Here is a 23791-nt window from a genome sequence, read left to right on the forward strand (position 1 = left end):
ATGAAAAAGCAGTTGTTTATCCTCAGCCAATACTTGCTGCCGCACCACTTGCTCTCGCGCTTGGCCGGCTGCATTGCCGAGTGCCGCGTGCGCTGGTTCAAAAACGCTTTCACTGCCTGGTTCGCCAAGCGCTACCAGGTGGACATGTCCCAGGCCCTGGTTGAAGACCTGAGCGCCTACGAGCACTTCAATGCCTTCTTTACCCGCGCCCTGAAAGACGGCGCCCGCCCGCTGGATCCAACTCCAGGCGCGGTACTGAGCCCGGCCGATGGCGCGGTCAGCCAGCTTGGCCCCATCGAACATGGCCGTGTGTTCCAGGCCAAGGGTCACAGTTTCAGCGTGCTTGAATTGCTCGGTGGCGACGCAGCACTGGCTGCGCCGTTCATGGGCGGCGACTTCGCGACTATTTACCTGTCGCCGAAGGACTACCACCGCGTACATATGCCGCTGGCCGGTACCTTGCGCGAGATGGTGTATGTGCCAGGGCGGATTTTCTCGGTCAACCAGACCACCGCTGAAAACGTGCCAGAGCTGTTCGCCCGTAACGAGCGCGTTGTCTGCCTGTTCGACACCGAACGCGGCCCGATGGCTGTGGTATTGGTGGGTGCGATGATCGTGGCGTCGATTGAAACCGTTTGGGCAGGCTTGGTGACGCCGCCGAAGCGCGAGCTGAAAACCTTCCGTTACGACGAAGCTGCGCGCGCGCCGATTCATCTGGAAAAAGGTGCTGAACTGGGTCGCTTCAAGCTGGGCTCGACCGCCATCGTGCTGTTTGGGCCGGATCAGGTGAAGTGGGCTGAAGAACTGGTAGCTGGTTCGCCGGTGCAGATGGGCCAGGGTATCGCACTGCCTAAAGCCTGATCTGAAAACTGCAAAGATCAAATGTGGGAGGGGGCTTGCCCCCTCCCACATTTTCAGAGCTGACCGTCGCGGTCACGCAAGCCCAACAGATACAGCACACCATCGAGCCCCAACGTCGAAATCGCCTGTTTGGCCGATTGCTTGACCAACGGCTTGGCGCGGAACGCCACCCCCAACCCGGCAATCGCCAGCATCGGCAAGTCATTGGCGCCGTCGCCGACCGCAATGGTCTGCTCCAGGCGCAACCCTTCCTTGTGGGCCAATTCCTTCAGCAGATCCGCCTTGCGCTGCGCATCGACAATCGGCTCGACCGCCACGCCGGTCACCTTGCCATCTACCACTTCCAGCTCGTTGGCGAACACGTAGTCGATACCCAGCTTGGCCTGCAACTGCTTGGCGAAGTAGGTGAAGCCGCCCGAAAGGATCGCGGTCTTGTAACCCAGGCGCTTGAGTTCGGCGAACAGGGTTTCGGCACCTTCAGTCAGGCGCAGCGAAGCGCCGATGGAATCCAGCACGCTTACGTCCAGGCCCTTGAGCAGCGCCAGGCGCTCCTTGAAGCTGGCACGGAAATCCAGCTCACCGGCCATCGCCCGCTCGGTAATCTCGCTGACTTGCTCGCCCACACCGGCCGCCTTGGCCAGCTCGTCGATAACCTCGGCTTCGATCAGGGTGGAGTCCATGTCGAACACCGCCAGGCGACGGTTGCGGCGGAACAGCGAGTCTTCCTGGAAGGCGATATCGACATTCAGCTCCTGGGCCACACTCAGGAAATCGGCGCGTAGCGCTTGCGCGTCAGCCGGTTCGCCGCGCACGGAGAATTCGATGCAACCCTTGCCTTTGTCGGCGGGCGTGTCCAATGGCATACGACCCGACAGACGGTCGATATGGTCGATATTCAATCCATATTGCGCAGTGATGGAGCTGACGCGCTGCAACTGCTCGGCCGTTACCTTGCGAGTCAACAGGGTCACGATGTGGCGTTTTTTGCCCTGGCCTTCCACCCAATGCTGGTAATCCGCTTCGGACACCGGGGTGAAACGCACCTGTTGATCGAGCTTATACGCCGTAAACAGGATGTCCTTGAGTACCGACGAAGCCTGCTCGGTGCTGGGGATTTCCACCAGGATGCCGAACGACAGTGTGTCGTGGATCACCGCTTGGCCGATGTCGAGAATGTTCACACCACCCTGGGCGAGGACACCGGTAATGGCTGCGGTGAGACCCGGTCGGTCAAGACCTGTGATGTTGATCAGGACAATTTCGCGCAAAGCGCACCCCCAGGCTGGAAAAAAACCGCATTCTACCCACTTTCAGTGACCATCGGGCACAGCCAGCGCTTTGCCGGTCATGGGCCTGTCGCTATACTGCGCGTCAACTTCACGGACCAAGAGCCGAGCGCAAGTGAACCGGCCCACGCCAGTAAAAACCGATAACTTCTTCCTGCTGATCTTCCGGGCACTGCGCCACCGCCGTGTACCGATCGCATTACGCATCGCCAGCCATAACGTGATCCTGGTCGCTTTGGCCTTGGTGATCTACGCCTGCGTGATGGGATTGCAGTTCAAACAGGCCATGCATGAGCAAGCCGACGCGCTGGGCGAGAGCCTGACGACCCAGACCGCCACTTCGGCGACTGAGTTGCTGGTGTCCAACGACATCCTCAGCCTCAACGTGCTGCTCAACAACCTGACCAAGAACCCGCTGGTGGCCCACGCTGCCATCTATAGCGTGGACAACCGGATCATGGCCGAAGCCGGGCAGCGCCCGAAGAACGGCCTGCTGGGTGAAGCCGAGGGTTTGTACCAGAGCAATATCACTTTCCAGGATGTGAAGGCCGGCCAGTTGCGTATCAGCCTCGATATGCAACAGTTCCAGCAGCCGATGACCATCAGCCTGCAGAGCATGGGCATCCTGAGTGCAATCCTGCTGGCGCTGGCCCTGGCCTTGAGCCTGCGCCTGGGGCGGCATATCTCCACGCCCCTGATGCAACTGCGCATCTGGCTGCGGGATATCGACGAGCATACCCCGGCGACTGATCGCCAGGACGAAATCGGCGACCTGGCGCGCCAGCTCCACGCCAGTTTCGCCCCGGAGCCGAAAGCGCCGGAGGTCGAACCTGAACCCGAGTACGACGACACCGACGACTACAACGACGAACCTGAGTTTGAAGTGCGCAACCTGCGCGACCCAGGTTTTGACGAAAGCACGCCGGTGGCCGGCCTGAAGCCTGCACCGCGCCATGTGGTCAAGGCCGAGGAAGACGAGCTGGACGACGAAGACCCGTTCGCCGACCTGCGCGATACCTCCGCCGTGGCCCCGGCCACTGCACCGAAACCGGTTCCGGTCGCAAAGAACTCCGAACCGCAACACAGCGCCGTCCTCGCCGTGCAATTGGGTGCCCAGGAGCAACTGCGCCGCCTGCCCCGCGCGCGCCTGACCGAACTGCTCGAACGCTACCGCGACTGCCTCGACCAGGCCGCCTCGCTGTACCAGAGCGAATTGCACACCCTGAACGATGGCAGCACGCTGATGCTGTTCCACAGTGAAGACAGCGGCGAAGACTACCTGACCAACGCTATTTGCTGTGGCGAGTTGCTGCGCGCCCTGGGCCACGCCTTGCAGATAGAAGTAGCCGACAGCGGCATCACCCTGCAACTGCAGCTTGGTTTGACGGTGGGCGATGACCTGTTTGGCATGAGCCAGATCGACCTGTTGCTCACCGAAATCGCCCAGGATGCCTTGGCCTTGTCCCAACACAGCCGTAACCTGCTGCTGGTGGAACGCAAGATCAGTGAAGACACACTGATCCGCCAACGTGCACGTATCCGCCCAATTGCCAGCCCCGAAGGGGCCAGCTGTGTGGAGCGCTTGATGGAGCCGTATCCGTCGATGCTGGAGCGGCAGTTGGCGCGGATGCATGAGACCCGCAACAAGAATTAAAGAACACCGCTAAACCCACTGTGGAGTGAGTTTGTGTGGGAGCGGGCTTGCTCGCGAAGGCGGTGGATCAGCCAATGAATCTGTTGACTGACACACCGTCTTCGCGAGCAAGCCCGCTCCCACAGTTGATCTTCAACATGACTCAAATCCCGAACAAACAAAAAGGCCCGCTTTATTCTGCGGGCCTTTTGTTTGTGCGCGATTCAGTTCAGAACCTGAACACTTCCAGATCCGTACGAATCGGCGTCGCCATCGGCATCTTCGGCTTCTCCGGTGCAGCTGGCTTGGGCTGTGCCGGTGCCTGCTTGCGTGGTGCCTCGGCAATCGGCGGCTGGTTGGCCAATGGCTTGAGCGCCACCGACAACTGCTGCGCCAAATGCTGTAACAGCACGCCCTGGGCCTGGACCTGGGAAGCGGTGGTGCCGGTATGCTCTTCCTGCAGGTGCACGATGCGGTTGTCCCGCACTTGCCCGCGACGGTCGATCAAGCGCCACTGCGCATCGAGGATAGCCGGCTGCGAGGTGCCCGAGTCAAGCCGGGTGATCGTCAACAATACCTGCACATCCGGGGTAAACCCGCTCGGCGCTGGCGCCAGGACCACACGCTGGCTGTCCAACTGGCCGGCCACTTGGCGCAGCATCAGTTGGTTGATATCGGACGACAGGCTGCCCGCCCAACGCCCATCAGTGGAACCTTGCAGGCTGCCGTCGTTCTGACGTTGCAACAGGGTTTCGCGTTGCAGGTAATCAGCAACGACTACCGGCCCCAGCAAAACTGCCATACCAGCTGTCTGTGCTGGCTGAGCCGGACTTCCGCTGTCCAGCTGGTACAGCGACACCGGTTGGTGCGTGCTGCAACCCGCCAGCCCCAAAAGGCCAGCGAGCATAAAAAATAGAGGAAGGCGTGGAGCAGTCATCATCCCATCCAGGTGGCTGCCACACGGCGAACCACAATGTAATACTAAAAATAACCTAAACACGCTCGGCTACGCCGGCGCTGGAAAGGCCATATCATCCGTGAATATGCGCCATGACTCCAGCGCGAAAGCGTCGATCTACGCGTTAAATCGTAGATCGAGCCCTCTAGTCGGCCTTAAACCGGCGTTTCCACCAGCAAGGCATCTACTCGCTGGAAGCCGCGAGGCAGTTTATTACCACGCCGGCCTCGCTCGCCCTTGTAGTGTTCAAGGTCGTCAGGGCGCAATGACAACGTGCGCTTGCCGGCCTGGAGCACCAGGGTGGAACCTTCCGGGATCACGGCGATGTCGGTCACATACTCTTCGCGACTGGCCACCCGGTCACCAGGGATCCCGATAATCTTGTTCCCTTTGCCTTTGCCCAACTGCGGCAGATCGCTGATCTTGAATACCAGCAAACGCCCTTCGGTGGTCACCGAAGCCAACCAGTTGCTCTCACGATCACCCACTGGCCTTGGCAAGATCACCTTGGCGTTGTTCGGCAGGCTCAACAGCGCCTTGCCCGCCTTGTTCTTGGCCTGCAGGTCTTCACCCTTGACCACGAAACCGTAACCGGCGTCGGAAGCAATGACGTACAGCGAATCATCGTCCGGCAGCAGCACGCACTCGAAATTCGCCCCCGGTGGCGGCGTGAGGCGCCCGGTCAACGGCTCGCCCTGCCCCCGTGCAGACGGCAGGGTATGGGCCGGCACCGAATAACTGCGCCCGGTCGAGTCGATAAACACTGCGAACTGGTTGGAACGCCCGGCCGCAGCGGTCTTGAAGCCATCACCGGCTTTGTACGAAAGGCCGGTGGCGTCAATATCATGCCCTTTGGCGGAACGAACCCAACCCTTTTCCGACAGAACGACGGTAATTTTCTCGTTAGGCAACAGCTCGGTTTCTGTCAGAGCCTTCGCCTCTGCACGCTCGACGATCGGCGAACGACGGTCATCGCCGTAGGTTTCGGCGTCTTTGATCAGCTCGCTGCGCACCAGCTTCTTGAGCTTGGCTTCGCTGCCCAGCAGTGCTTGCAGCTTGGCTTGCTCCTTGAGCAGCGCGTCTTGCTCGTCGCGCAGCTTCATTTCTTCCAGGCGTGCCAACTGGCGCAAGCGGGTATCGAGGATGTAGTCAGCCTGGATTTCGCTCAGCTCGAAACGCGCGATCAGCTCGGCTTTCGGGTGCTCGGCGGTACGGATGATATGAATCACTTCATCCAGGTTGAGGTAGGCAATCAACAAGCCGTCCAACAGGTGCAGGCGACGCTCGACCTTGTCGAGGCGGAATTGCAGGCGGCGGCGCACGGTCTGCACGCGGAACTCCAGCCACTCCACCAGCAGATTGCGCAGGTTCTTCAACTGCGGCTTGCCGTCCAGGCCAATGATATTGACGTTGACCCGGTAGCTGGACTCCAGGTCGGTGCTGGCAAACAGATGCTGCATCAGCACTTCATGATCCACCCGGCTATTGGTCGGGATGATCACGATGCGGCAAGGGTTCTCGTGGTCGGACTCGTCACGCAGGTCGGCCACTTGGGGCAGTTTCGATGGCTTGGCCTGCATCAATGCGGCGATCTGCTCCAGCACCTTGGCGCCCGACACCTGGTGCGGCAACGCGGTGACAATAATGTCGCCATCTTCAACGTGGTACACGGCGCGCATGCGCACCGAACCCTTGCCGGTTTCGTACATCTTCAGCAGGTCGGCGCGGGGCGTGATGATTTCCGCTTCGGTCGGATAATCCGGGCCCTGGATATGCTCGCAGAGCTGCTCGACCGTAGCCTTGGGCTCATCCAGCAAACGCACGCAGGCGGTGGCGACTTCGCGCAGGTTGTGCGGCGGCACGTCGGTGGCCATGCCGACCGCGATACCGGTGGTGCCATTGAGCAGGATATTCGGCAAACGTGCCGGCAATACCAGGGGCTCATCGAGGGTACCGTCAAAGTTCGGCCCCCAGTTCGCGGTGCCCTGGCCCAATTCGCTCAGCAGTACTTCCGAGTAACGCGACAACCGCGCCTCGGTGTAACGCATGGCGGCGAAGGACTTGGGATCGTCCGGCGCACCCCAGTTACCCTGGCCGTCCACCAGGGTGTAGCGGTAGCTGAACGGCTGCGCCATCAGCACCATGGCTTCATAGCACGCCGAATCGCCGTGGGGGTGGAACTTACCGAGCACGTCACCGACGGTACGCGCCGACTTCTTGTGCTTGGAGTCGGCGTCCAGGCCCAACTCACTCATGGCGTAGATGATGCGCCGCTGTACAGGCTTCAGGCCGTCGCCGATATGCGGCAAGGCACGGTCCATGATCACGTACATGGAGTAGTTGAGGTAGGCATTTTCGGTGAAGTCAGCCAGCGACCGGCGTTCTACGCCATCTAAGCTGTCTGCGAGGATGTCACTCATGCGGGCCTCATCATTGTTGGGTAACGCGTAGCGGAACTGCCGCTGCGCCGGGTCAATTCAAAAAAAGGATGGCTCATGGCTGGGCGCTCCAGCCACCGGCGGGGGCGGCGAAACGATAGACCATAGGGCGTTTTTCACCATCGGCGCGGGGGCCGAAATTATTGTCGATACCGACCCAAGCACCGTCAGCGTCCACCAACAGGGCTTCGGCCAGGCCATAGGGCTGAGGGTAACGCCGCTGCGGCGTAAGGGTCTCCTCGGCAAACGACCAGCACAGCTCGACCTTGGCGGTGGCCGTATCGCGCCGGCAAATCTGGAACGCGTTGCGCTCCAGGGTAAACAGCTTGCCGTTGAACAGCGCCAGGTCGGCAAAATCCTTGGACACCGCCTTGGCGTTGGTGAACTGCGCCGGTTGCACTTCCTGGCCGGCCTCGCTCAACAGCACACAGGGGCCATCGCAATCCCACACGCTCTGCCCGCGCTTGATCGAGATCAGGCCGCGTCGCTCACGTTCGGCGGCCAGCCAGATCTGATTGCCTTCGGGGCTCACCACCAGGCCCTCGAACAACGCATTAAAGTGCAGCAACATGCCACTAGCGCGGGCTTCACGCACCATGCCCGGGGCGATTTTCAACCACTCGGGCGCCCCAGTCGCAGGCACCTGTAAGACCGCGGCATGGGCTTCGCTGACAATGTAGCGGTTACCCGCGGCATCACAGGTGATGCCTTCAAAATCCAGGTCACCGCCACGAATGAACGAGGCGGCCTTGGTGCGCGAACGCAACCCCCAAGGCAAGCCGGATTCAGGCACCGGCGGCACCTCGATCTTCAGCACCTCGGCGTTCCAGGTCGGCGCACCGGTATCCAGACGGTAGATCTGATCGTCATCACGATCGGAAACCGTCCACAGCTCATGGCCACACAGCGCCAGGCCCGACAGGTTACCGCCGCGCATGCCGTCCACCGGGTGTTCGGACACCAGCTTGAGCTCTGCCACGGGCGCGGCAAGCACCTGGGTGGCCGCCAGCCCGCTCAACATCAGGATCGCCAGGGCGAAGCCTGTGCGCATCAGCCCAGAACCTCGGCCAGGTTGCCTTTGGATTCCAGCCACGCTTTGCGATCCGGTGCACGCTTCTTGGCCAGCAGCATGTCCATCATTTCCGACGTGCCGGCGAAGTCTTCCAGGGTCAACTGCACCAGGCGCCGGGTGTTCGGGTCCATGGTGGTTTCACGCAGCTGCGGCGGGTTCATTTCGCCCAGGCCCTTGAATCGCGTGACCTGTGGCTTGCCGCGCTTCTTCTCGGCCACCAGGCGGTCGAGGATGCCATCGCGCTCGGCTTCGTCCAGAGCGTAGAAAATTTCCTTGCCCAGGTCGATGCGGTACAGCGGCGGCATCGCGACATAGACGTGACCGGCATCCACCAACGGGCGGAAGTGCTGCACGAACAATGCGCACAGCAGGGTTGCGATGTGCAGGCCGTCGGAGTCGGCGTCGGCGAGAATGCAGATCTTGCCGTAGCGCAACTGGCTCATGTCCGCAGCGCCCGGGTCAACCCCGATAGCCACGGCGATGTTGTGCACTTCCTGGCTGGCGAGCACTTCGCTGCCGTCGACTTCCCAGGTATTGAGGATCTTGCCGCGCAGCGGCAGGATCGCCTGGAATTCCTTGTCCCGCGCTTGCTTGGCAGAACCGCCGGCGGAGTCACCTTCGACCAGGAACAGCTCGGAACGCATCGGGTCCTGCCCGGCGCAATCGGCCAGCTTGCCAGGCAGCGCCGGGCCTTGGGTAATGCGCTTGCGCTCGACCTTCTTACTGGCCTTCAGGCGCCGGCCAGCGTTGTTGATCGCCAGTTCCGCCAGGGCCAGGCCCAATTCCGGGTGCTCGTTGAGCCACAGGCTGAAGGCATCCTTGACCACGCCGGAGACAAATGCCGCTGCTTCACGGGACGACAGGCGCTCCTTGGTCTGGCCGGAGAATTGCGGCTCCTGCATCTTCATCGACAGCACGAACGCGATGCGCTCCCACACGTCTTCCGGCGCCAGCTTGACGCCGCGCGGCAGCAGGCTGCGGTATTCGCAGAATTCGCGCATGGCATCCAGCAAGCCTTGGCGCAGACCATTGACGTGGGTGCCGCCCTGGGCGGTGGGGATCAGGTTGACGTAGCTTTCCTGCACGCTGTCGCCACCTTCGGGCAACCACAGCAGCGCCCAGTCGACAGCTTCTTTATTACCGGCCAGGCTGCCGCAGAACGGCTCGTTGGGCAGGCGTTCGAAGTCGCTGACGGAGTCTTCCAGATAGGAGCGCAGGCCGTCTTCGTAGTGCCACTCGACCTTCTCGCCGGTGCCTTTGTCTTCAAAGCTGACCAACAGGCCCGGGCACAGCACGGCCTTGGCCTTGAGCACGTGCTTGAGGCGGCTGATGGAGAATTTCGGTGAATCGAAGTATTTCGGGTCTGGCGCAAAGTACACGCTGGTACCGGTGTTGCGCTTGCCAACGCTGCCGACCACTTCCAGGTCGGTGGCTTTATAGCCATCGGCGAAGGTCATCTGGTACTCGTTGCCGTCGCGCTTGACCTTGACCCTGACCTGCGTCGACAGGGCGTTGACCACGGAAATCCCCACACCGTGCAAGCCACCGGAGAACTGGTAGTTCTTGTTGGAGAACTTGCCGCCGGCGTGCAGCTTGGTCAGGATCAGCTCGACGCCCGACACACCCTCTTCCGGGTGAATGTCCACCGGCATGCCGCGACCATCGTCGGACACTTCCAGGGAGTGGTCGGCATGTAGGATGACTTGTACCGACTTGGCGTGCCCGGCCAAGGCTTCGTCGACGCTGTTGTCGATGACTTCCTGGGCAAGGTGGTTCGGCCGACTGGTGTCGGTGTACATACCGGGACGTTTGCGCACCGGGTCGAGGCCCGAGAGGACTTCGATGGCGTCGGCGTTATAAGAGCTAGCGCTGGGAGTGGCCATGGGGTCTCGTCGTGAGTCGTTCGATTAAAAAGTGACCTGCGATTTTCTACAGTGACGAAAAATCGAAGGATTGATACTGATCTGCGCCAATGCCGGCAAAGCTCAACAATGCCGGCAATTGCTGGGCGAACCCTTGGTAACCATGGTCGCCACCGGCCTGGATACGCAAGGCACAAGCCCGGTAGTACTGTTGGGCGAGGCGATAATCCAAGGTTTCATCCCCGGTCTGCAACCACACCTGATAACGCGCTGCGTCCTGGGGTGCGGGTACTTCCAGCTCGGCCAGCGCCGCAACGTGGTCGTGGGTCAACTCCCAGGTCTCATCGGTGTAGAGGTTCTTCTGGGTCCCCAGGTAACCGTCGAACATCCGATGGGGGCTGACCGCAGGGTTGACCAGCAGCGCCTTGAGGCCATGGCGTTCGGCAAGATGGGTTGCATAGTAGCCGCCGAGCGAGCTGCCGACCAGCAGGGGCCGCCCCAGTTGGTCAATGGCCTGCTCCAATTGAGGAATAGCCTGACGCGGGTGGTGATGCAGCGCCGGCACACGCAACTGGTCGGCCAGGCCGAGGGTGCCCATCACGGTGATCAACTGACTCGCCTTGTTGGAGGCCGGTGCACTATTGAAACCGTGGATATACAGGATCGAAGCGGACATGCCGGGCTCTCCGTGCGTGGGCCAAAGAGCCGCAGTTTACAGGGATCGAGGCCAGGTGTGAGCACCCGATCTTCCAGACACCCCCTCCCACATTCAGTAGCCGTTGCTACCGTAGTCCACGGTAAAAGCGAAGCCTTCGACCCGCTCCACTCCGGTCTCCAACCGTCCGTCGGCATGCAAGCGCAGCCAACGATAACCTGGCGCTTGCTCGCTGACCTGGAAATCCTCGCTGTCCGGCGCGAACTGGATACAGGTGGACGGCGAAGCCAGCAACCGCACTCCGTTACGCTCGCTGTCGATCTCCTGGTGCACGTGCCCCCAGAGCAACGCCCGAACCTGCGGGAAGCGGTCGAGCACGGCAAACAGCGCCTCGGGGTTGCGCAGGCCGATAGGTTCCATCCAGGCACAACCGATGGACACCGGATGATGGTGGAAGCACACCAGATGATGGCGGCTCGGCGCTTCGCTCAGCGCCTGGGCGAGCAGCTGCAATTGTTGGTCCTGCAAGTAGCCAGGCACCGAGCCGGGCACGGCGGAGTCCAGCAGGGTAATGCGCCAGTTGCCAATGTCGACCACCGGCTCGAGCAAATCACTGTGCACGGCGGCCTGGGCCATGACCTGCGGCTCGTCGTGATTACCCGGGATCCAGCGCGCCGGCGCACCAATCCGCCGGGTCATGTCACGAAACTGCTGGTAGGACTCGAGCGTGCCGTCCTGGGACAGGTCACCGGTGGCCAGCACCAGATCGACCTGCGGCTGTTGCTCGCGCACCAACTCGATCACCCGCTGCAAGCTGGCGCGAGTATTCATGCCCAGCAGCGTAGCGTCCGCCTCGGCAAACAGATGGCTGTCGGACAACTGCACCAACAACGCGCTGGCATCGGGGTTCACGTTGGATACGCTCGGCAAGGCGCTCTCCCAAGGCAATCACTGGAATGGATAGGTGGTGCGATTATGCTAGGGCAGGACACAAAGAGGAAAGCAGAGGAAGCAGACGCCGTTCACATCTACCGCACGACTTCGAACTCATGGCCCAAGGCCAGGCAGTGGCTCAGCCATTCACCGAGGAACACATTGAGCTGTGCTTTCTCATCGGGTTGGTGCATGAACACATTCGGGTAAGGATAGATGCTGCGAAAGCGTCGTGCATGTTCGGCGCTGATCACTTCGGCCATACGCGCGTCGTGGTACACCTGCACTTCCAATTGCGGCACCGGCAGCCACGGCAGGCTGTGCTCCTGGCGAACACGCAGTGTGGTCGTATACGGGCAAGTGAGGATGACCTCCAGGGTCAGCACACCGAGCATCTGGTCCCCATGGGTCACGGCGATACGCCGCGCCTCGGGGGTGTGGCGCATGTCGGGGAGCAGGCGCATCAGCCGCGCATAGTTGGCCTCGCAGGCGGCTTGCAGCCCGACAAGATCAACTCGATAACGTTCACGTGCCTTTACTGCCATAACCCCCTCACTTCCGCGCGGTTAAGCGCAAGCCATTGCAGGGCGATGATGCTGGCTGCATTGGAAATTTTGCCGTCACGGACCGCTTGCAAGGCATCTTCGAAGGCCCAGGCGGTGACGCGGATATCTTCTGCCTCTTCTTCCAATCCATGGACGCCACCAGCGCCCGAGCTGTCGCAACGGCCCAGGTACAGGTGGACAAATTCGGTACTGCCGCCGGGCGATGGGAAGTACTTGGTGATCGGCCACAGCGCGGAGAATGTCAGCCCAGCTTCCTCCTCGGCCTCGCGGTGTGCAACCTCCTCCGGTTGCTCGTCCTTGTCAATCAGGCCGGCGACCATTTCCACCAGCCACGGGTTATCGGCGCGGCCCATGGCGCCGACGCGGAACTGTTCGATCAGCACCACCTCATCGCGCTGCGGGTCATAGGGCAACACGCACACGGCGTCATGACGAACGAAGACTTCACGGTTGATCACCCGGCTCATGCCGCCGTCGAACTTCTCGTGGCGCAGTTGCACGCAGTCCAACTTGTAGAAGCCCTGATAGGCATTATCGCGCTGAACAATCTCGATCTTGTTCGGCGTGGACTTCGCGATGTCCGTCATGTTCTTCCTCGTTATGCTGATGCAATTGGCGCCATCCTAACGCGCCAATGCCGGTTGATGCAGCCCCTTTCCGGTTGCCGGGATAGGCGGTGGGCGTCAAACTCCCCTCAATCAGTCTAGTGGCGAACTGACTGCCTTGTTGGCAGTCCAAGCGCTACTCTTTTTCGCTTTCCACCGATTTACGAAGGACACACATGTCGCTTTTAAGAATCGCCTCCGTGGCCTGTATTGCCTTGACCCTGGGTGCCTGCCAGAGCCTGTTCCAACCCGGCCAACTCAAGCCGCTGGACACTACCACCGACAAAACGGAGCAGATCAAGCCAGGCTGCGATAGCCCTGACTGCCCGCTGGTGAACATCGACACCCTGCACTTCCCTGCCGAGCCGCAACTCGACACCCTGGTGGAGCAGCGCCTGCTGCAAATGACCCGCACCACGCCGGGCGCTGCAGTGCCGGCCACCCTGAATGCCTATCGGGACAAGTTTCTGCGCGAGTCCCCGAACCGCCACAGCATGTACTTGCAGGCCAAGGTACGTGAGCAACATGACGCACTGGTGATCATTGAAGTGTCCAGCTACCTGGACACCGGCGTCGCCCACGGCGAGCCGGGGCGTGGCTTCATCAATTATTCACGCCTGCTTCATAAAGAACTGAGCCTGGCCGACATGCTGCTGCCCGGCCAGGAACAGGCGTTCTGGAATACCGCGAAGGTCGCCCACAACACCTGGCTGATCAACTCGCAGATGGACCGCGACCCGGAGTTCGTGAAGAACTGGCCGTTCCAGAAAACCCCGAACGTGGCCCTGACCAGCAGCGGCGTAGTGCTCAAGTACAACGTCGCCACCATCGCGCCTTACGCCATGGGGCTGATCGAAATGACCATCCCTTATGCGCGCCTCAGCGGTGTGATCAAGCCTGAACTGGTGCCCGCACGCCGCTGAAGGCCCGGCCCAGGATCAGTTGCAACAGCCCTGCCAGCACCAGTGCCGGCAGGGTCGCGCCGACGTCCGGATACAGGTTGGCCAACAGATGATAAGTGGCGATGCCGCCCAGCCAGGCCAGCAATGCCGTCCAGCGCAATAGCGTGACGGCGCCCGGGGCACGGCGACGCAAGATGAAGTGATCCACCAGCACCACGCCGAATAACGGTGCAAACACTGAGCCGATCAGCAACAGGAAGTTCTGGTACTGCGCCAACGGCGCCAGGCAGGCGATCAAGGTGCAGATCACGCCAATCGCCAACGCAAGGTGCTCGACCTTCAAGCGCAACAGCATCCCGCTGGACACCGCCGCCGAGTGAATATCGGCAAAGGCGTTTTCTGATTCATCCAACAGGATCAGTAACAGTGGAATCCCCAGGCCCGCGCCAGCCAGGGCCAACAGCAACGCGTTGACTTCACCGCTCGGCGCAAACGCCAGGGTGTAGGCCACGCCCAGGCTCATCAGCCAGAAATTACCGATAAAGAACCCCAGTGCCGTGCCGCCGAACACGCTTTTCGCACGTTTGCCGAAACGTGAGTAGTCGGCAATCAGCGGCAGCCAGGACAACGGCATGGCAATGGCAATATCGAACCCCACCGCAAACGGCATCGAGCCGTCACCGGCCTGAGCCCAGAGGGCGGCGAGGTCGGCTTTGGCAAACAGGTTCCAGGTCAGCCACAGGCAAGCGGCGAGCAGCAGCCAGATGCCCCATTTGCGCAGGATTTGCCGCACAAACGTCAGCGGCCCGCTGACCGCCAGCAAGGTCGCCAGGCCACCGAAAAACAGCGTCCACAGCAAGGGGGACGCCAGCAGGCTACCTTCGCTGAACGCCCGCGTACCGAGCAAGCTGGCGGCGTCGCGCATCACGATGATCTCGAAAGAGCCCCAGCCGATCAATTGCAGCAGGTTCAACAGCGCCGGCAGGCTGGCGCCCCGGGCACCGAGGCTGAGCTTGAGCGCAGCCATGGCTGACAGACCGGTATCGCTGCCGATCACGCCGACCGCAGCCAGCAACAGCACACCGACCGACGTGCCGAGAAAAATCGCCAGCAACGCGCCAGACAAGCCCAAACCCGGTGCGAGCAGGGCACCGGTTTGCAGGACCATCAGGCCAATGCCGAGGGAGAACCACAGGGAGAACAGGTCGCGGGTGCCAAACACTCTTTTGTCGGCAGGCACTGCGATGTCGGGGGAGTAGGTGCTGGATTGAAGGCTCAAGGGTGGTATCTCTGAGGGGCACTTGTTGTTTGGAAGATCGCTTTCGCGAGCAAGCCCGCTCCCACAATTTGAATGTATTCACAGATCAAAATGTGGGAGCGGGCTTGCTCGCGAAGAGGCCAGTGCAGGCGCCTGCGATCCCGGTTCAGACCTTCTTGTAGAGCTGGCTACCTTCCTGCTTGAACCGCTCCGCCTGCTCCGCCAAACCCTTGGCCACGTCCACGTCCACCGCCTCAATGCGCTGGTTGGCCGCGTACTCACGCACTTCCTGGGTGATTTTCATCGAGCAGAACTTCGGCCCGCACATGGAGCAAAAATGCGCGACCTTGGCCGAATCCTTCGGCAAGGTTTCATCGTGGTAGGAACGTGCGGTGTCCGGGTCCAGGCCAAGGTTGAACTGGTCTTCCCAGCGGAACTCGAAGCGCGCCTTGCTCAAGGCGTTATCGCGGATCTGCGCGCCCGGATGGCCTTTGGCGAGATCGGCTGCGTGTGCGGCGATCTTGTAGGTGATGATCCCGGTCTTCACGTCATCCTTGTTCGGCAAGCCCAAGTGTTCCTTGGGCGTGACGTAGCAGAGCATGGCGCAACCGAACCAGCCGATCATCGCCGCACCGATACCCGACGTGATGTGGTCGTAACCTGGTGCAATGTCAGTGGTCAATGGGCCGAGGGTGTAGAACGGTGCCTCGTCACAGCACTCCAGTTGCTTGTCCATGTTCTCTTTGATCAACTGCATCGGCACATGGCCTGGGCCTTCGATCATCGTTTGCACGTCATGCTTCCAGGCGATCTTGGTCAGTTCGCCAAGGGTTTCCAGCTCACCAAATTGCGCGGCGTCGTTGGCATCGGCAATCGAGCCTGGGCGCAGGCCATCGCCGAGGGAGAAGCTGACGTCATAGGCCTTCATGATTTCGCAGATTTCGTCGAAATGCGTGTAGGTGAAGTTCTCTTTGTGATGCGCCAGGCACCACTTGGCCATGATCGAGCCGCCACGCGAGACGATGCCGGTGACGCGTTTGGCGGTCAGTGGCACGTAGCGCAGCAACACGCCGGCGTGGATGGTGAAGTAGTCCACGCCCTGCTCGGCCTGTTCGATCAAGGTGTCGCGGAACAGCTCCCACGTCAGGTCTTCGGCGGCGCCGCCGACTTTTTCCAGGGCCTGGTAGATCGGCACGGTACCGATCGGCACTGGCGAATTGCGGATGATCCACTCGCGGGTTTCATGGATGTGCTTGCCGGTGGACAGGTCCATGACGGTGTCCGAGCCCCAGCGAATGCCCCAGGTCAGTTTCGCCACTTCTTCTTCAATGGACGAGCCCAACGCACTGTTGCCGATATTGCCGTTGATCTTCACCAGGAAGTTACGGCCGATGATCATCGGTTCCAGTTCGGTGTGGTTGATGTTGGCCGGAATGATCGCTCGGCCGCGGGCGATTTCTTCGCGCACGAACTCTGGGGTGATGATTTTCGGCACGCTGGCGCCGAAGCTGTGGCCGGCGTGCTGCTGGTCCAGCAGGCCGCTGGCGCGGGCCTCCTCCAGCTTCATGTTTTCGCGGATGGCGACGTACTCCATCTCGGCGGTAATGATGCCTTTGCGGGCGTAGTGCATCTGCGTGACGTTGGCACCGGCCTTGGCGCGACGCGGGTTCTTCACATGGGCAAAGCGCAAGGCGGTCAATTCGGCATCGCTCAGGCGCTGTTGGCCGAAGTGCGAGCTCAGGCCAGACAGGCGCTCGGTGTCGCCCCGGGATTCGATCCAGGGCGAGCGTACATCGCCTAAACCTTTGCGCACGTCGATGATGACATTGGGGTCGGTATACGGGCCGGAGGTGTCGTAGACGACCACGGGCGCGTTGATTTCACCGCCAAAATCGGTGGGAGTCACATCCAGGCTGATTTCGCGCATCGGCACACGAATGTCCGGGCGAGTACCGGGTACGTAGATTTTCTGCGAGCGGGTAAACGGCTGCACGGAACCAGAGTCGACCTTGGCCGATTCACTCAGGTGCACGGTATTTTTTAGTTTTGTACTTTTCAGTTCAGTGCTCATCACGGGCTCTCCAACTTATCCAGGCGGTGGATTTTTGTCGGAGCGAACCTGTGACGGATGGACGCACTGAAACCAGTGCTGTGCTCGGTACTCGAGGGCTGTTCGATGGTCGAACAACATCCCGGACGAAGCACAAGAGGACTCGCCGGGTGACGAGAAATCTTGTTCCCTACGCAGGCGTTAACCTGATCAGGTTCAACGGGATCCGGTATTTACCGATCTCAGCCTTCCAACAAGGCACCCCGACAAGAACGCGGCCAGTCTAGACCATGGCGCAGGCAAATTGCCAATAGCGGTGCATTCAGCGTGATGAATGGCGTGATTACGGGATTGTTGCGCCGGGTCAGCAACACTACACTCGGTTGCCGCCACAATGCTTGACGCCAGGAATGGCCAGCCTTAGCCTTGGGCGCTAAATTATTGCCGTAATATTCACACTAGGGATCGCCTCATGCTGCGCAAACTTTCACTGGCTCTTGCCGTGTCTTGTGCGACCAACGGAATGGTCTGGGCAGCTGAAGCGCCCTTGTCCGCCCGCACCGACCTGGTCAGCGTCTATCAGGAAGCGGCGAACAACAACGCCGACCTGGCCGCCGCCCGCGCCCAATACGGCGCGCAAAAAGAAGTGGTGCCCCAGGCCCGCGCCGGGCTGCTGCCAAACCTGTCGGCCGGTGCCGACAGCAATAACGTGCGCACCCAGATCGACCAGCCGGCCGCCACGGCCAACCGGGACGCCCACTCCTGGCGCGCCACACTGAGCCAGCCGCTGTTTCGCGCCGATCGCTGGTTCCAACTGCAAGCCGCCGAAGCCGTCAACGAGCAAGCCTCGCTGCAACTGTCGGCCACTGAACAGAACCTGATTTTGCAAAGTGCCGAGAGCTACTTCGCCGTGCTGCGCGCCCAGGACAACCTGGCCTCGACCAAGGCCGAAGAAAATGCCTTCAAGCGCCAGCTCGACCAGTCCAACGAACGCTTTGACGTGGGCCTGTCGGACAAGACCGACGTGCTGCAATCCCAGGCCAGCTACGACACGGCCCGGGCCAACCGCATCGTTGCCCAGCGCCAGGTAGACGACGCCTTTGAAGCGCTGATTACCCTGACCAACCGTCAATACAACTCGATCCAGGGCATCGTCCACACCCTGCCGGTACTGCCGCCGGCGCCAAACGACGCCAAGGCCTGGGTCGAAACCGCCGGTCGCCAGAACCTCAACCTGCTGGCCAGCAACTACGCGGTGACCGCCGCCGAAGAAACCCTGCGGCAACGCAAGGCCGGCCACTTGCCGACGCTCGACGCCGTCGCGCAATACGAAAAAGGTGACAACGACGCCTTGGGTTTCAGCAACCCCAACCAGTTGCCCATCCCGTACGGCGGTGATGTGTCGCAACGCACCATCGGCCTGCGGTTGAACATCCCGATCTACAGCGGTGGCCTCACCAGCTCGCAAGTGCGCGAATCCTATTCACGCCTGGACCAGACCGAGCAACAACGTGAGGGCCTGCGCCGCCAGGTGGTAGAAAACACCCGTAACCTGCACCGTGCGGTGAATACCGATGTGGAGCAGGTACAGGCGCGTCGCCAGTCGATCATCTCCAACCAGAGCGCAGTGGAAGCCACGGAAATCGGCTATCAGGTGGGCACACGCAACATCGTCGACGTGCTTGACTCACAGCGCCAGCTGTACGCGTCGGTGCGTAACTACAACAACAGCCGCTACGACTACATCCTCGACAACCTGCGCTTGAAGCAGGCGGCGGGCACGCTGAACCCAGGGGACCTGCAAGACCTGGCGCGCTACCTCAAGGCGGACTACAACCCGGACAAGGACTTCCTGCCACCGGACCTGGCCAAGGCTGCTGCCGAACAGCTCAAGGCCCGCCCGGGCTATTAAGCTCACCGCATAACCAATGTGGGAGGGGGCTTGCTCCCGATAGCGCTATGTCAGTCGCCCAATAGGTTGGCTGACCCACTGCCATCGGGAGCAAGCCCCCTCCCACATTTGATGGGCGCTGGGTCAGTGAGCGATCAATCTTTCCAAACCGTCCAAAAGGCGTTTTAACGCACCCTGGTTGGCCTGCATCACTTTCAACCCCGCCTGCGCCATCCTGTGTGCATCCTGCGGCAGCTCGAAAAGCTGCCGCACCGCTTCGGCCAAACCGTCTGCATCATCCACCTCTCGCAACGCCCCGGCGTCACGCATCATCGCGGTGATTTCGAGAAAATTGAACAGGTGCGGCCCCATGATCACCGGCTTACCCAGCGCCGCCGGCTCCAGCGGATTGTGCCCACCGGTCGGCACCAGGCTGCCGCCAACAAAAGCGCTGTCGGCCAAGGCGTAGAGAAACAACAACTCGCCCATGGTGTCGCCAAGCAACACTGAGGTTTGCGCGGTAACTGGCTCGCCACTGGAGCGACGTACCGTGGCAAAGCCCTGCTGCACGCAACGCTCAAACGTCGGGCCGAAGCGTTCCTGGTGGCGTGGCACCAAAATCAGTAAGGCGTTGGGGTAGCTGGCGAGCAATTGGCGATGGGCCGCAAGCACCACCTCATCTTCGCCTTCGTGGGTACTGGCCGCAATCCACACTGGCCGCTCGCTGGCGCCCCATTGTTCGCGCAAGGCAGCGGCGCGCTCCGGCAGTTGCGGATCGATGGTCAGGTCGAACTTGATCGAGCCGGTAACCTCCACGGTTTCAGAGCGGGCGCCCAGGCTGCGAAAACGCTCGGCCTCGGTTTCAGTCTGCACAGCGAACAGACTCATTTGCGAGAGCATGGGCGCCGTCAACTTGGCGAAACGTGCATAACCCTTGGCCGAACGCGCCGACAACCGTGCATTGGCCAGCGCCACCGGGATGCCGCGCCGGGCGCAGGCATGGATATGGTTGGGCCACAGTTCGGTTTCCATGATCACCGCCAGCTTGGGCTGCACACGGTCGAGAAAACGCTTGGCGGCGCAGGGCAAATCGTACGGCAGGTAGCAGTGCTGGATGCGCGGTTCGTTGGCGAACAGCGCCTGGATACGCTCCGAACCGGTGGGCGTCATGCAGGTGACGGTGATCGGCAGTTGTGGATAACGTTCCAACAAACCGCGAATCATCGGCGCGGCGGCAATGCTTTCGCCCACCGACACGGCATGCACCCAAATGCCGCCGGGGCGCATCTGCGGCAGGCCATAGGAAAACCGCTCGCCAACACGCGTTGCATAGGCCGGCGCCTTGCGCGCACGCAACCACAGACGTAAGGCCACCAACGGCAGCGCCAGGTAAAACAGACAGCTGTAGAGAGTTCTATTCATGGCGGCGGAGTTTATCGGCTTTTTCAGTCGATCGCCTGCAAGCACTCGGCAAAACGTTTGGCCAGGAAACGGGCGGCGGGCCCAAGGTGTTCATCGCGGCGCCATACCAACTCCACCACCAGCGCCGGCGGCGTCCATTCGCTGGCCAATTCGACCATCTGTTGTTGGTAGGTCGGGTATTGCACGATATGCCGAGGCAACCAGGCCCAGCCCAGGCCGCTCATCAACCATTCGGCCAATACATAGAAGCTGTCGGCGCGCCACACCAGGGGGCTGGCCGCTTCGCTGCCGGGGTAGACGCTGGTCTGGGTCGACATCAGCAACTGCCGATACTGGGCCAAATGTTGGCACGTCACGTACTGCTCCTTGGCCAGCGGGTGATTCACGCCGCACACCGTGACCATTTCCACACTGCCCACCACCCGTCGCTCCAGGGCCTCGGGGATCTGGTCGTGGAAAAACAACAGCCCCAGGTCTGCCTTGCGCTCCACCAGCTTGCGCGCCACATCGCCCTGAGCGGCGCTGGACAGTTGCACTTCCAACAACGGGTATTGCACCGCCAGCGCCTCGAGGCTATCGAGCACCGGCTGGAACAACATCGCCTCATCCTGGGCCAGGCGCAGGCAGGCTTCCTCACCGCGGGTCAAGGACAGCGCCCGGCCGTTGAGCCGCTCGCACTGGCGCAGCACTTCACGCGCTTCCTCCAGTAACACGCTGCCAGCCTCGGTCAAACTCGGCTGGCGGCCGCTGCTACGCTCAAACAGGCTTACGCCCAAGTCCGCTTCCAGCAAGGCGATTGCATTGCTGATCGCAGATTGTGCCTTGCGCTGACCGCGGGCTACGGCCGAAAACGAACGCTGCTCGGCGACGCTGACAAACAGGCGCATCTGTTCCAGGTTCCATTGCACACTCATGGCTCAACCTATCTCCAATCCAGATAGGTAATGACTTTACCCCATCTGGCAAACGACTAAAATGCCGACCTTATCGAGCACCTAACACACCGAGGATTACCCCCATGAATGCCGCCTATATTTACCTGGCCATTGCCATTTGCTCGGAAGTGGTCGCGACCGTCTCCATGAAAGCGGTCAAGGGCTTGAGCACACCGATCCCGCTGCTGCTGATGATTGTGGGTTATGGCGTAGCGTTCTGGATGCTTACCCTGGTGGTGCGCACCGTGCCGGTGGGCGTGGCCTACGCGGTCTGGGCAGGGCTGGGGATTGTGATGGTCAGTGTTGCAGCGCTGTTCATCTATGGGCAGAAGCTGGATGTACCGGCGATGCTGGGCATGGCCCTGATTGTGCTGGGCGTGGTGGTGATTCAGCTGTTCTCGAAAACCGTCGGGCACTGACCGCTCCTCAACAGCCTGTATACTGCGCCTCTTGTCTTGAACACTGAGGTCGCCGATGCCATCCGTTATTTCCACCGACGTTCTGATTGTCGGCGCCGGGGTTGCCGGCCTCTGGCTCAATGCGCGCCTGCGCCGCCAGGGGTTTGCCACGGTGCTGGTGGAAAGCGCCACCCTGGGCGGCGGGCAAAGTGTGAAGTCCCAAGGGATCATTCACGGCGGTGCGAAATACGCCCTGCATGGCGCCCTCACCGGCGCCTCCGAAGCCATTGCCGACATGCCGCGCCGCTGGCGTGAAGCCCTCACAGGCAGCGGCGAGTTGGACCTGTCCGGCGTACGCCTGCTGTCCCAAGCCCATTACCTGTGGTCGCCGGGCACTCTCGCCGGCAACCTCACCAGCTTCTTCGCCAGCAAGGCCGTGCGTGGCCGCGTCGATCAGGTCAAGGGCGACGAGCTTCCTCCTGCCCTGCAAGACCGCCGCTTCAAGGGCAAGGTCTATCGCCTGGCGGAATTGGTGGTAGACGTGCCGAGCCTGATCGAACGCCTGGCGCAATTGGCGGGTGACGGCTTGCTCGCTGGCCAGCATATCGAACCGCTACGAGACGGTGACACGCTGGTGGGCTTGAAGGTCGATGGCCGTGAAATTCGTGCCCAGCGCATTGTATTGAGCGCCGGCGCTGGCACCGCTGACTTGCTCACGGCCCTGGGCCTGAGCCAGCCGGCCATGCAAACTCGCCCGCTGCACATGATCATCGCCAAAGGCCCGGGCCTCAAGCCGCTGTACGCCCATTGCCTGGGTGGCGGCACCAAGCCGCGCATCACCGTGACCACCCACCCGGCTGCCGACGGCAATTGGGTGTGGTACATGGGCGGCGATATCGCCGAGGCGGATGGCGTAGCGCGCACACCTGAAGAACAAATTGCCACCGCCCAGAAAGAGCTGGCGCAACTGCTGCCCTGGATCGACATGAGCCAGACCCAGTGGGCTACCCTGCGGGTGGATCGCGCCGAGCCGCTGCAATCGGGGCTGACGCGTCCCGACAACGCCTTCCTCGCCGAAGACGGCCGCCTGTTGGTGGGTTGGCCGACCAAACTGGCCCTGGCGCCGGACTTCGCCGACCGTGTACTCAACGCCCTCGAGCGCGACGGCATCCGCCCCAGCGCCAGCGCCCCACTGCCCGACCTGCCAAAACCAGCTATCGGCCAACCTGCCTGGGAGCAATTGTTGCCATGAGCCTGCCAACCCTGCACGACTTGCATCGCCCACTGGGCAGCACTGGCCTGCTGGTATCACCGCTGGGCCTGGGCACCGTCAAGCTGGGCCGCGACCAGGGAGTGAAATACCCCAACGGCTTTCAGATCCCTGGCGACGACGAGGCGCGGATGCTGTTGCGCCAGGCGCGCGAGCTGGGCATCAACCTGATCGACACCGCGCCGGCCTATGGCATGAGCGAAGAGCGCCTGGGCCCACTGCTGCGTGACCAACGCAAGGACTGGGTGATCGTCAGCAAAGTCGGCGAAGAGTTTGTTAACGGCGTATCTCATCACGATTTCAGCGCAGCCCATACGCGGATGTCGATCGAACGCAGCCTGAAACGCCTTGAAACGGACTTTATCGATCTGGTGCTGGTGCATTCCGACGGCAACGACTTGCATATCCTCAATGATTGCGAGGTTTACCAGACCCTGGCGGAGCTGAAGCAAGAAGGCAAGATTCGCGGTTTCGGCTTCTCCGGCAAAACCGTGGAAGGCGGCGTAAAGGCGTTGGAACAGGGTGACTGCGCGATGGTCACCTACAACCTCAACGAACAGGCTGAGAAAGCCGTGATCGATTATGCGGCAGCCCATGGCAAGGGCATCCTGGTGAAAAAAGCCCTGGCCAGCGGCCACGTGTGCCTGGAGCCAGGAATGGATCCAATTCATGCCAGTTTCATGTTGTTGTTTGCGCAAACGGGCGTCGCCAGTGCTATTGTCGGGACCATTAATCCGCTGCACCTGGCCCATAACGTGGCGACCGCTGCCCGGGTCATCCGTCAACTCTGATGCCG

Annotated in this window: 20 protein-coding genes and 1 riboswitch; of the genes, 7 read left to right on the top strand and 13 right to left on the bottom strand. The window is 61.4% G+C overall.

Features of this window, described 5'->3' with window-relative positions; all coding sequences use genetic code 11:
• Positions 1–861, top strand: coding sequence for an archaetidylserine decarboxylase (gene asd, locus JFT66_RS06335; RefSeq protein WP_153838732.1), 861 nt, complete (start codon positions 1–3; stop codon positions 859–861).
• A gap of 53 nt (positions 862–914) precedes the next feature.
• On the opposite strand, the gene serB is transcribed toward asd, so the two are convergent.
• The gene (gene serB / locus JFT66_RS06340; protein ID WP_034117429.1) at positions 915–2129 is read right to left on the bottom strand and encodes a phosphoserine phosphatase SerB; all 1215 of its coding nucleotides are present in this window, start codon (positions 2127–2129) and stop codon (positions 915–917) included.
• A gap of 133 nt (positions 2130–2262) precedes the next feature.
• Here serB and JFT66_RS06345 point away from each other — a divergent pair, with 133 nt between their 5' ends.
• Entirely contained in the window at positions 2263–3801 is a 1539-nt protein-coding gene (locus JFT66_RS06345) for an AhpA/YtjB family protein (protein ID WP_034117428.1), read from the top strand.
• Between the two features lie 208 nt (positions 3802–4009).
• Here the strand turns inward: JFT66_RS06345 and JFT66_RS06350 are convergent, their stop codons facing one another.
• The 8 genes from JFT66_RS06350 to JFT66_RS06385 form a co-directional block, all read right to left on the bottom strand.
• On the bottom strand, positions 4010–4720 hold the full coding sequence (locus JFT66_RS06350; protein ID WP_034117427.1) for a PqiC family protein: 711 nt from the start codon (positions 4718–4720) through the stop codon (positions 4010–4012).
• 173 nt (positions 4721–4893) lie between these two features.
• Positions 4894–7158, bottom strand: a complete 2265-nt coding sequence (gene parC, locus JFT66_RS06355; RefSeq protein ID WP_034117426.1) for a DNA topoisomerase IV subunit A — start codon at positions 7156–7158, stop codon at positions 4894–4896.
• A 73-nt stretch (positions 7159–7231) separates the two neighbouring features.
• Positions 7232–8227 (bottom strand): esterase-like activity of phytase family protein, encoded by a 996-nt coding sequence (locus tag JFT66_RS06360; protein WP_198858985.1) that lies wholly within the window; start codon positions 8225–8227, stop codon positions 7232–7234.
• The gene (parE, locus tag JFT66_RS06365) at positions 8227–10131 is read right to left on the bottom strand and encodes a DNA topoisomerase IV subunit B (RefSeq protein WP_034117424.1); all 1905 of its coding nucleotides are present in this window, start codon (positions 10129–10131) and stop codon (positions 8227–8229) included. The genes JFT66_RS06360 and parE overlap by 1 nt, the downstream gene beginning before the upstream one ends.
• Before the next feature lie 46 nt (positions 10132–10177).
• Entirely contained in the window at positions 10178–10786 is a 609-nt protein-coding gene (locus JFT66_RS06370; RefSeq protein WP_153838730.1) for a YqiA/YcfP family alpha/beta fold hydrolase, read from the bottom strand.
• Positions 10787–10879: 93 nt separating this feature from the next.
• Positions 10880–11695, bottom strand: coding sequence for a 3',5'-cyclic-AMP phosphodiesterase (cpdA, locus tag JFT66_RS06375; protein ID WP_198858986.1), 816 nt, complete (start codon positions 11693–11695; stop codon positions 10880–10882).
• Positions 11696–11793: 98 nt separating this feature from the next.
• Positions 11794–12243: a DUF1249 domain-containing protein gene (locus JFT66_RS06380; protein WP_153838729.1), complete on the bottom strand. Its 450-nt coding sequence runs from the start codon at positions 12241–12243 to the stop codon at positions 11794–11796.
• Entirely contained in the window at positions 12234–12851 is a 618-nt protein-coding gene (locus tag JFT66_RS06385; protein WP_034117420.1) for an NUDIX domain-containing protein, read from the bottom strand. Before JFT66_RS06385 ends, JFT66_RS06380 begins: the two co-directional genes overlap by 10 nt.
• Positions 12852–13045: 194 nt before the next feature.
• On the opposite strand from JFT66_RS06385, the gene JFT66_RS06390 reads away from it, so the two are divergent.
• Positions 13046–13792 carry an RsiV family protein gene (locus JFT66_RS06390; RefSeq protein ID WP_198858987.1) on the top strand — a complete coding sequence of 249 codons (747 nt, stop codon included), beginning with the start codon at positions 13046–13048 and terminating at the stop codon, positions 13790–13792.
• Here JFT66_RS06390 and cytX read toward each other — a convergent pair.
• Positions 13761–15050, bottom strand: coding sequence for a putative hydroxymethylpyrimidine transporter CytX (gene cytX, locus JFT66_RS06395; RefSeq protein WP_198858988.1), 1290 nt, complete (start codon positions 15048–15050; stop codon positions 13761–13763). The genes JFT66_RS06390 and cytX overlap by 32 nt on opposite strands.
• Before the next feature lie 145 nt (positions 15051–15195).
• Positions 15196–17100 carry a phosphomethylpyrimidine synthase ThiC gene (thiC, locus tag JFT66_RS06400; RefSeq protein WP_153838726.1) on the bottom strand — a complete coding sequence of 635 codons (1905 nt, stop codon included), beginning with the start codon at positions 17098–17100 and terminating at the stop codon, positions 15196–15198.
• Between the two features lie 149 nt (positions 17101–17249).
• A riboswitch (TPP riboswitch) is annotated at positions 17250–17355 on the bottom strand.
• A 196-nt stretch (positions 17356–17551) separates the two neighbouring features.
• On the opposite strand from thiC, the gene JFT66_RS06405 reads away from it, so the two are divergent.
• Positions 17552–18991 (top strand): TolC family outer membrane protein, encoded by a 1440-nt coding sequence (locus tag JFT66_RS06405; protein ID WP_198858989.1) that lies wholly within the window; start codon positions 17552–17554, stop codon positions 18989–18991.
• 123 nt (positions 18992–19114) lie between these two features.
• Here the strand turns inward: JFT66_RS06405 and waaA are convergent, their stop codons facing one another.
• Positions 19115–20392: a lipid IV(A) 3-deoxy-D-manno-octulosonic acid transferase gene (gene waaA, locus JFT66_RS06410; protein ID WP_198858990.1), complete on the bottom strand. Its 1278-nt coding sequence runs from the start codon at positions 20390–20392 to the stop codon at positions 19115–19117.
• Positions 20393–20415: 23 nt separating this feature from the next.
• Entirely contained in the window at positions 20416–21306 is an 891-nt protein-coding gene (locus JFT66_RS06415) for a LysR family transcriptional regulator (protein ID WP_198858991.1), read from the bottom strand.
• A 104-nt stretch (positions 21307–21410) separates the two neighbouring features.
• On the opposite strand from JFT66_RS06415, the gene JFT66_RS06420 reads away from it, so the two are divergent.
• The 3 genes from JFT66_RS06420 to JFT66_RS06430 are packed head-to-tail and all read left to right on the top strand — an operon-like array spanning position 21411 to position 23786.
• Positions 21411–21746 carry a DMT family transporter gene (locus JFT66_RS06420; RefSeq protein ID WP_034117413.1) on the top strand — a complete coding sequence of 112 codons (336 nt, stop codon included), beginning with the start codon at positions 21411–21413 and terminating at the stop codon, positions 21744–21746.
• 55 nt (positions 21747–21801) lie between these two features.
• Positions 21802–22977, top strand: coding sequence for an NAD(P)/FAD-dependent oxidoreductase (locus JFT66_RS06425; protein ID WP_034117412.1), 1176 nt, complete (start codon positions 21802–21804; stop codon positions 22975–22977).
• Positions 22974–23786, top strand: coding sequence for an aldo/keto reductase (locus tag JFT66_RS06430; RefSeq protein WP_034117411.1), 813 nt, complete (start codon positions 22974–22976; stop codon positions 23784–23786). Before JFT66_RS06425 ends, JFT66_RS06430 begins: the two co-directional genes overlap by 4 nt.
• Positions 23787–23791 lie beyond the last annotated feature (5 nt).

It is taken from the genome of Pseudomonas sp. MF6755 (genome assembly GCF_016405635.1).
Taxonomy (GTDB): domain Bacteria; phylum Pseudomonadota; class Gammaproteobacteria; order Pseudomonadales; family Pseudomonadaceae; genus Aquipseudomonas; species Aquipseudomonas haemolytica.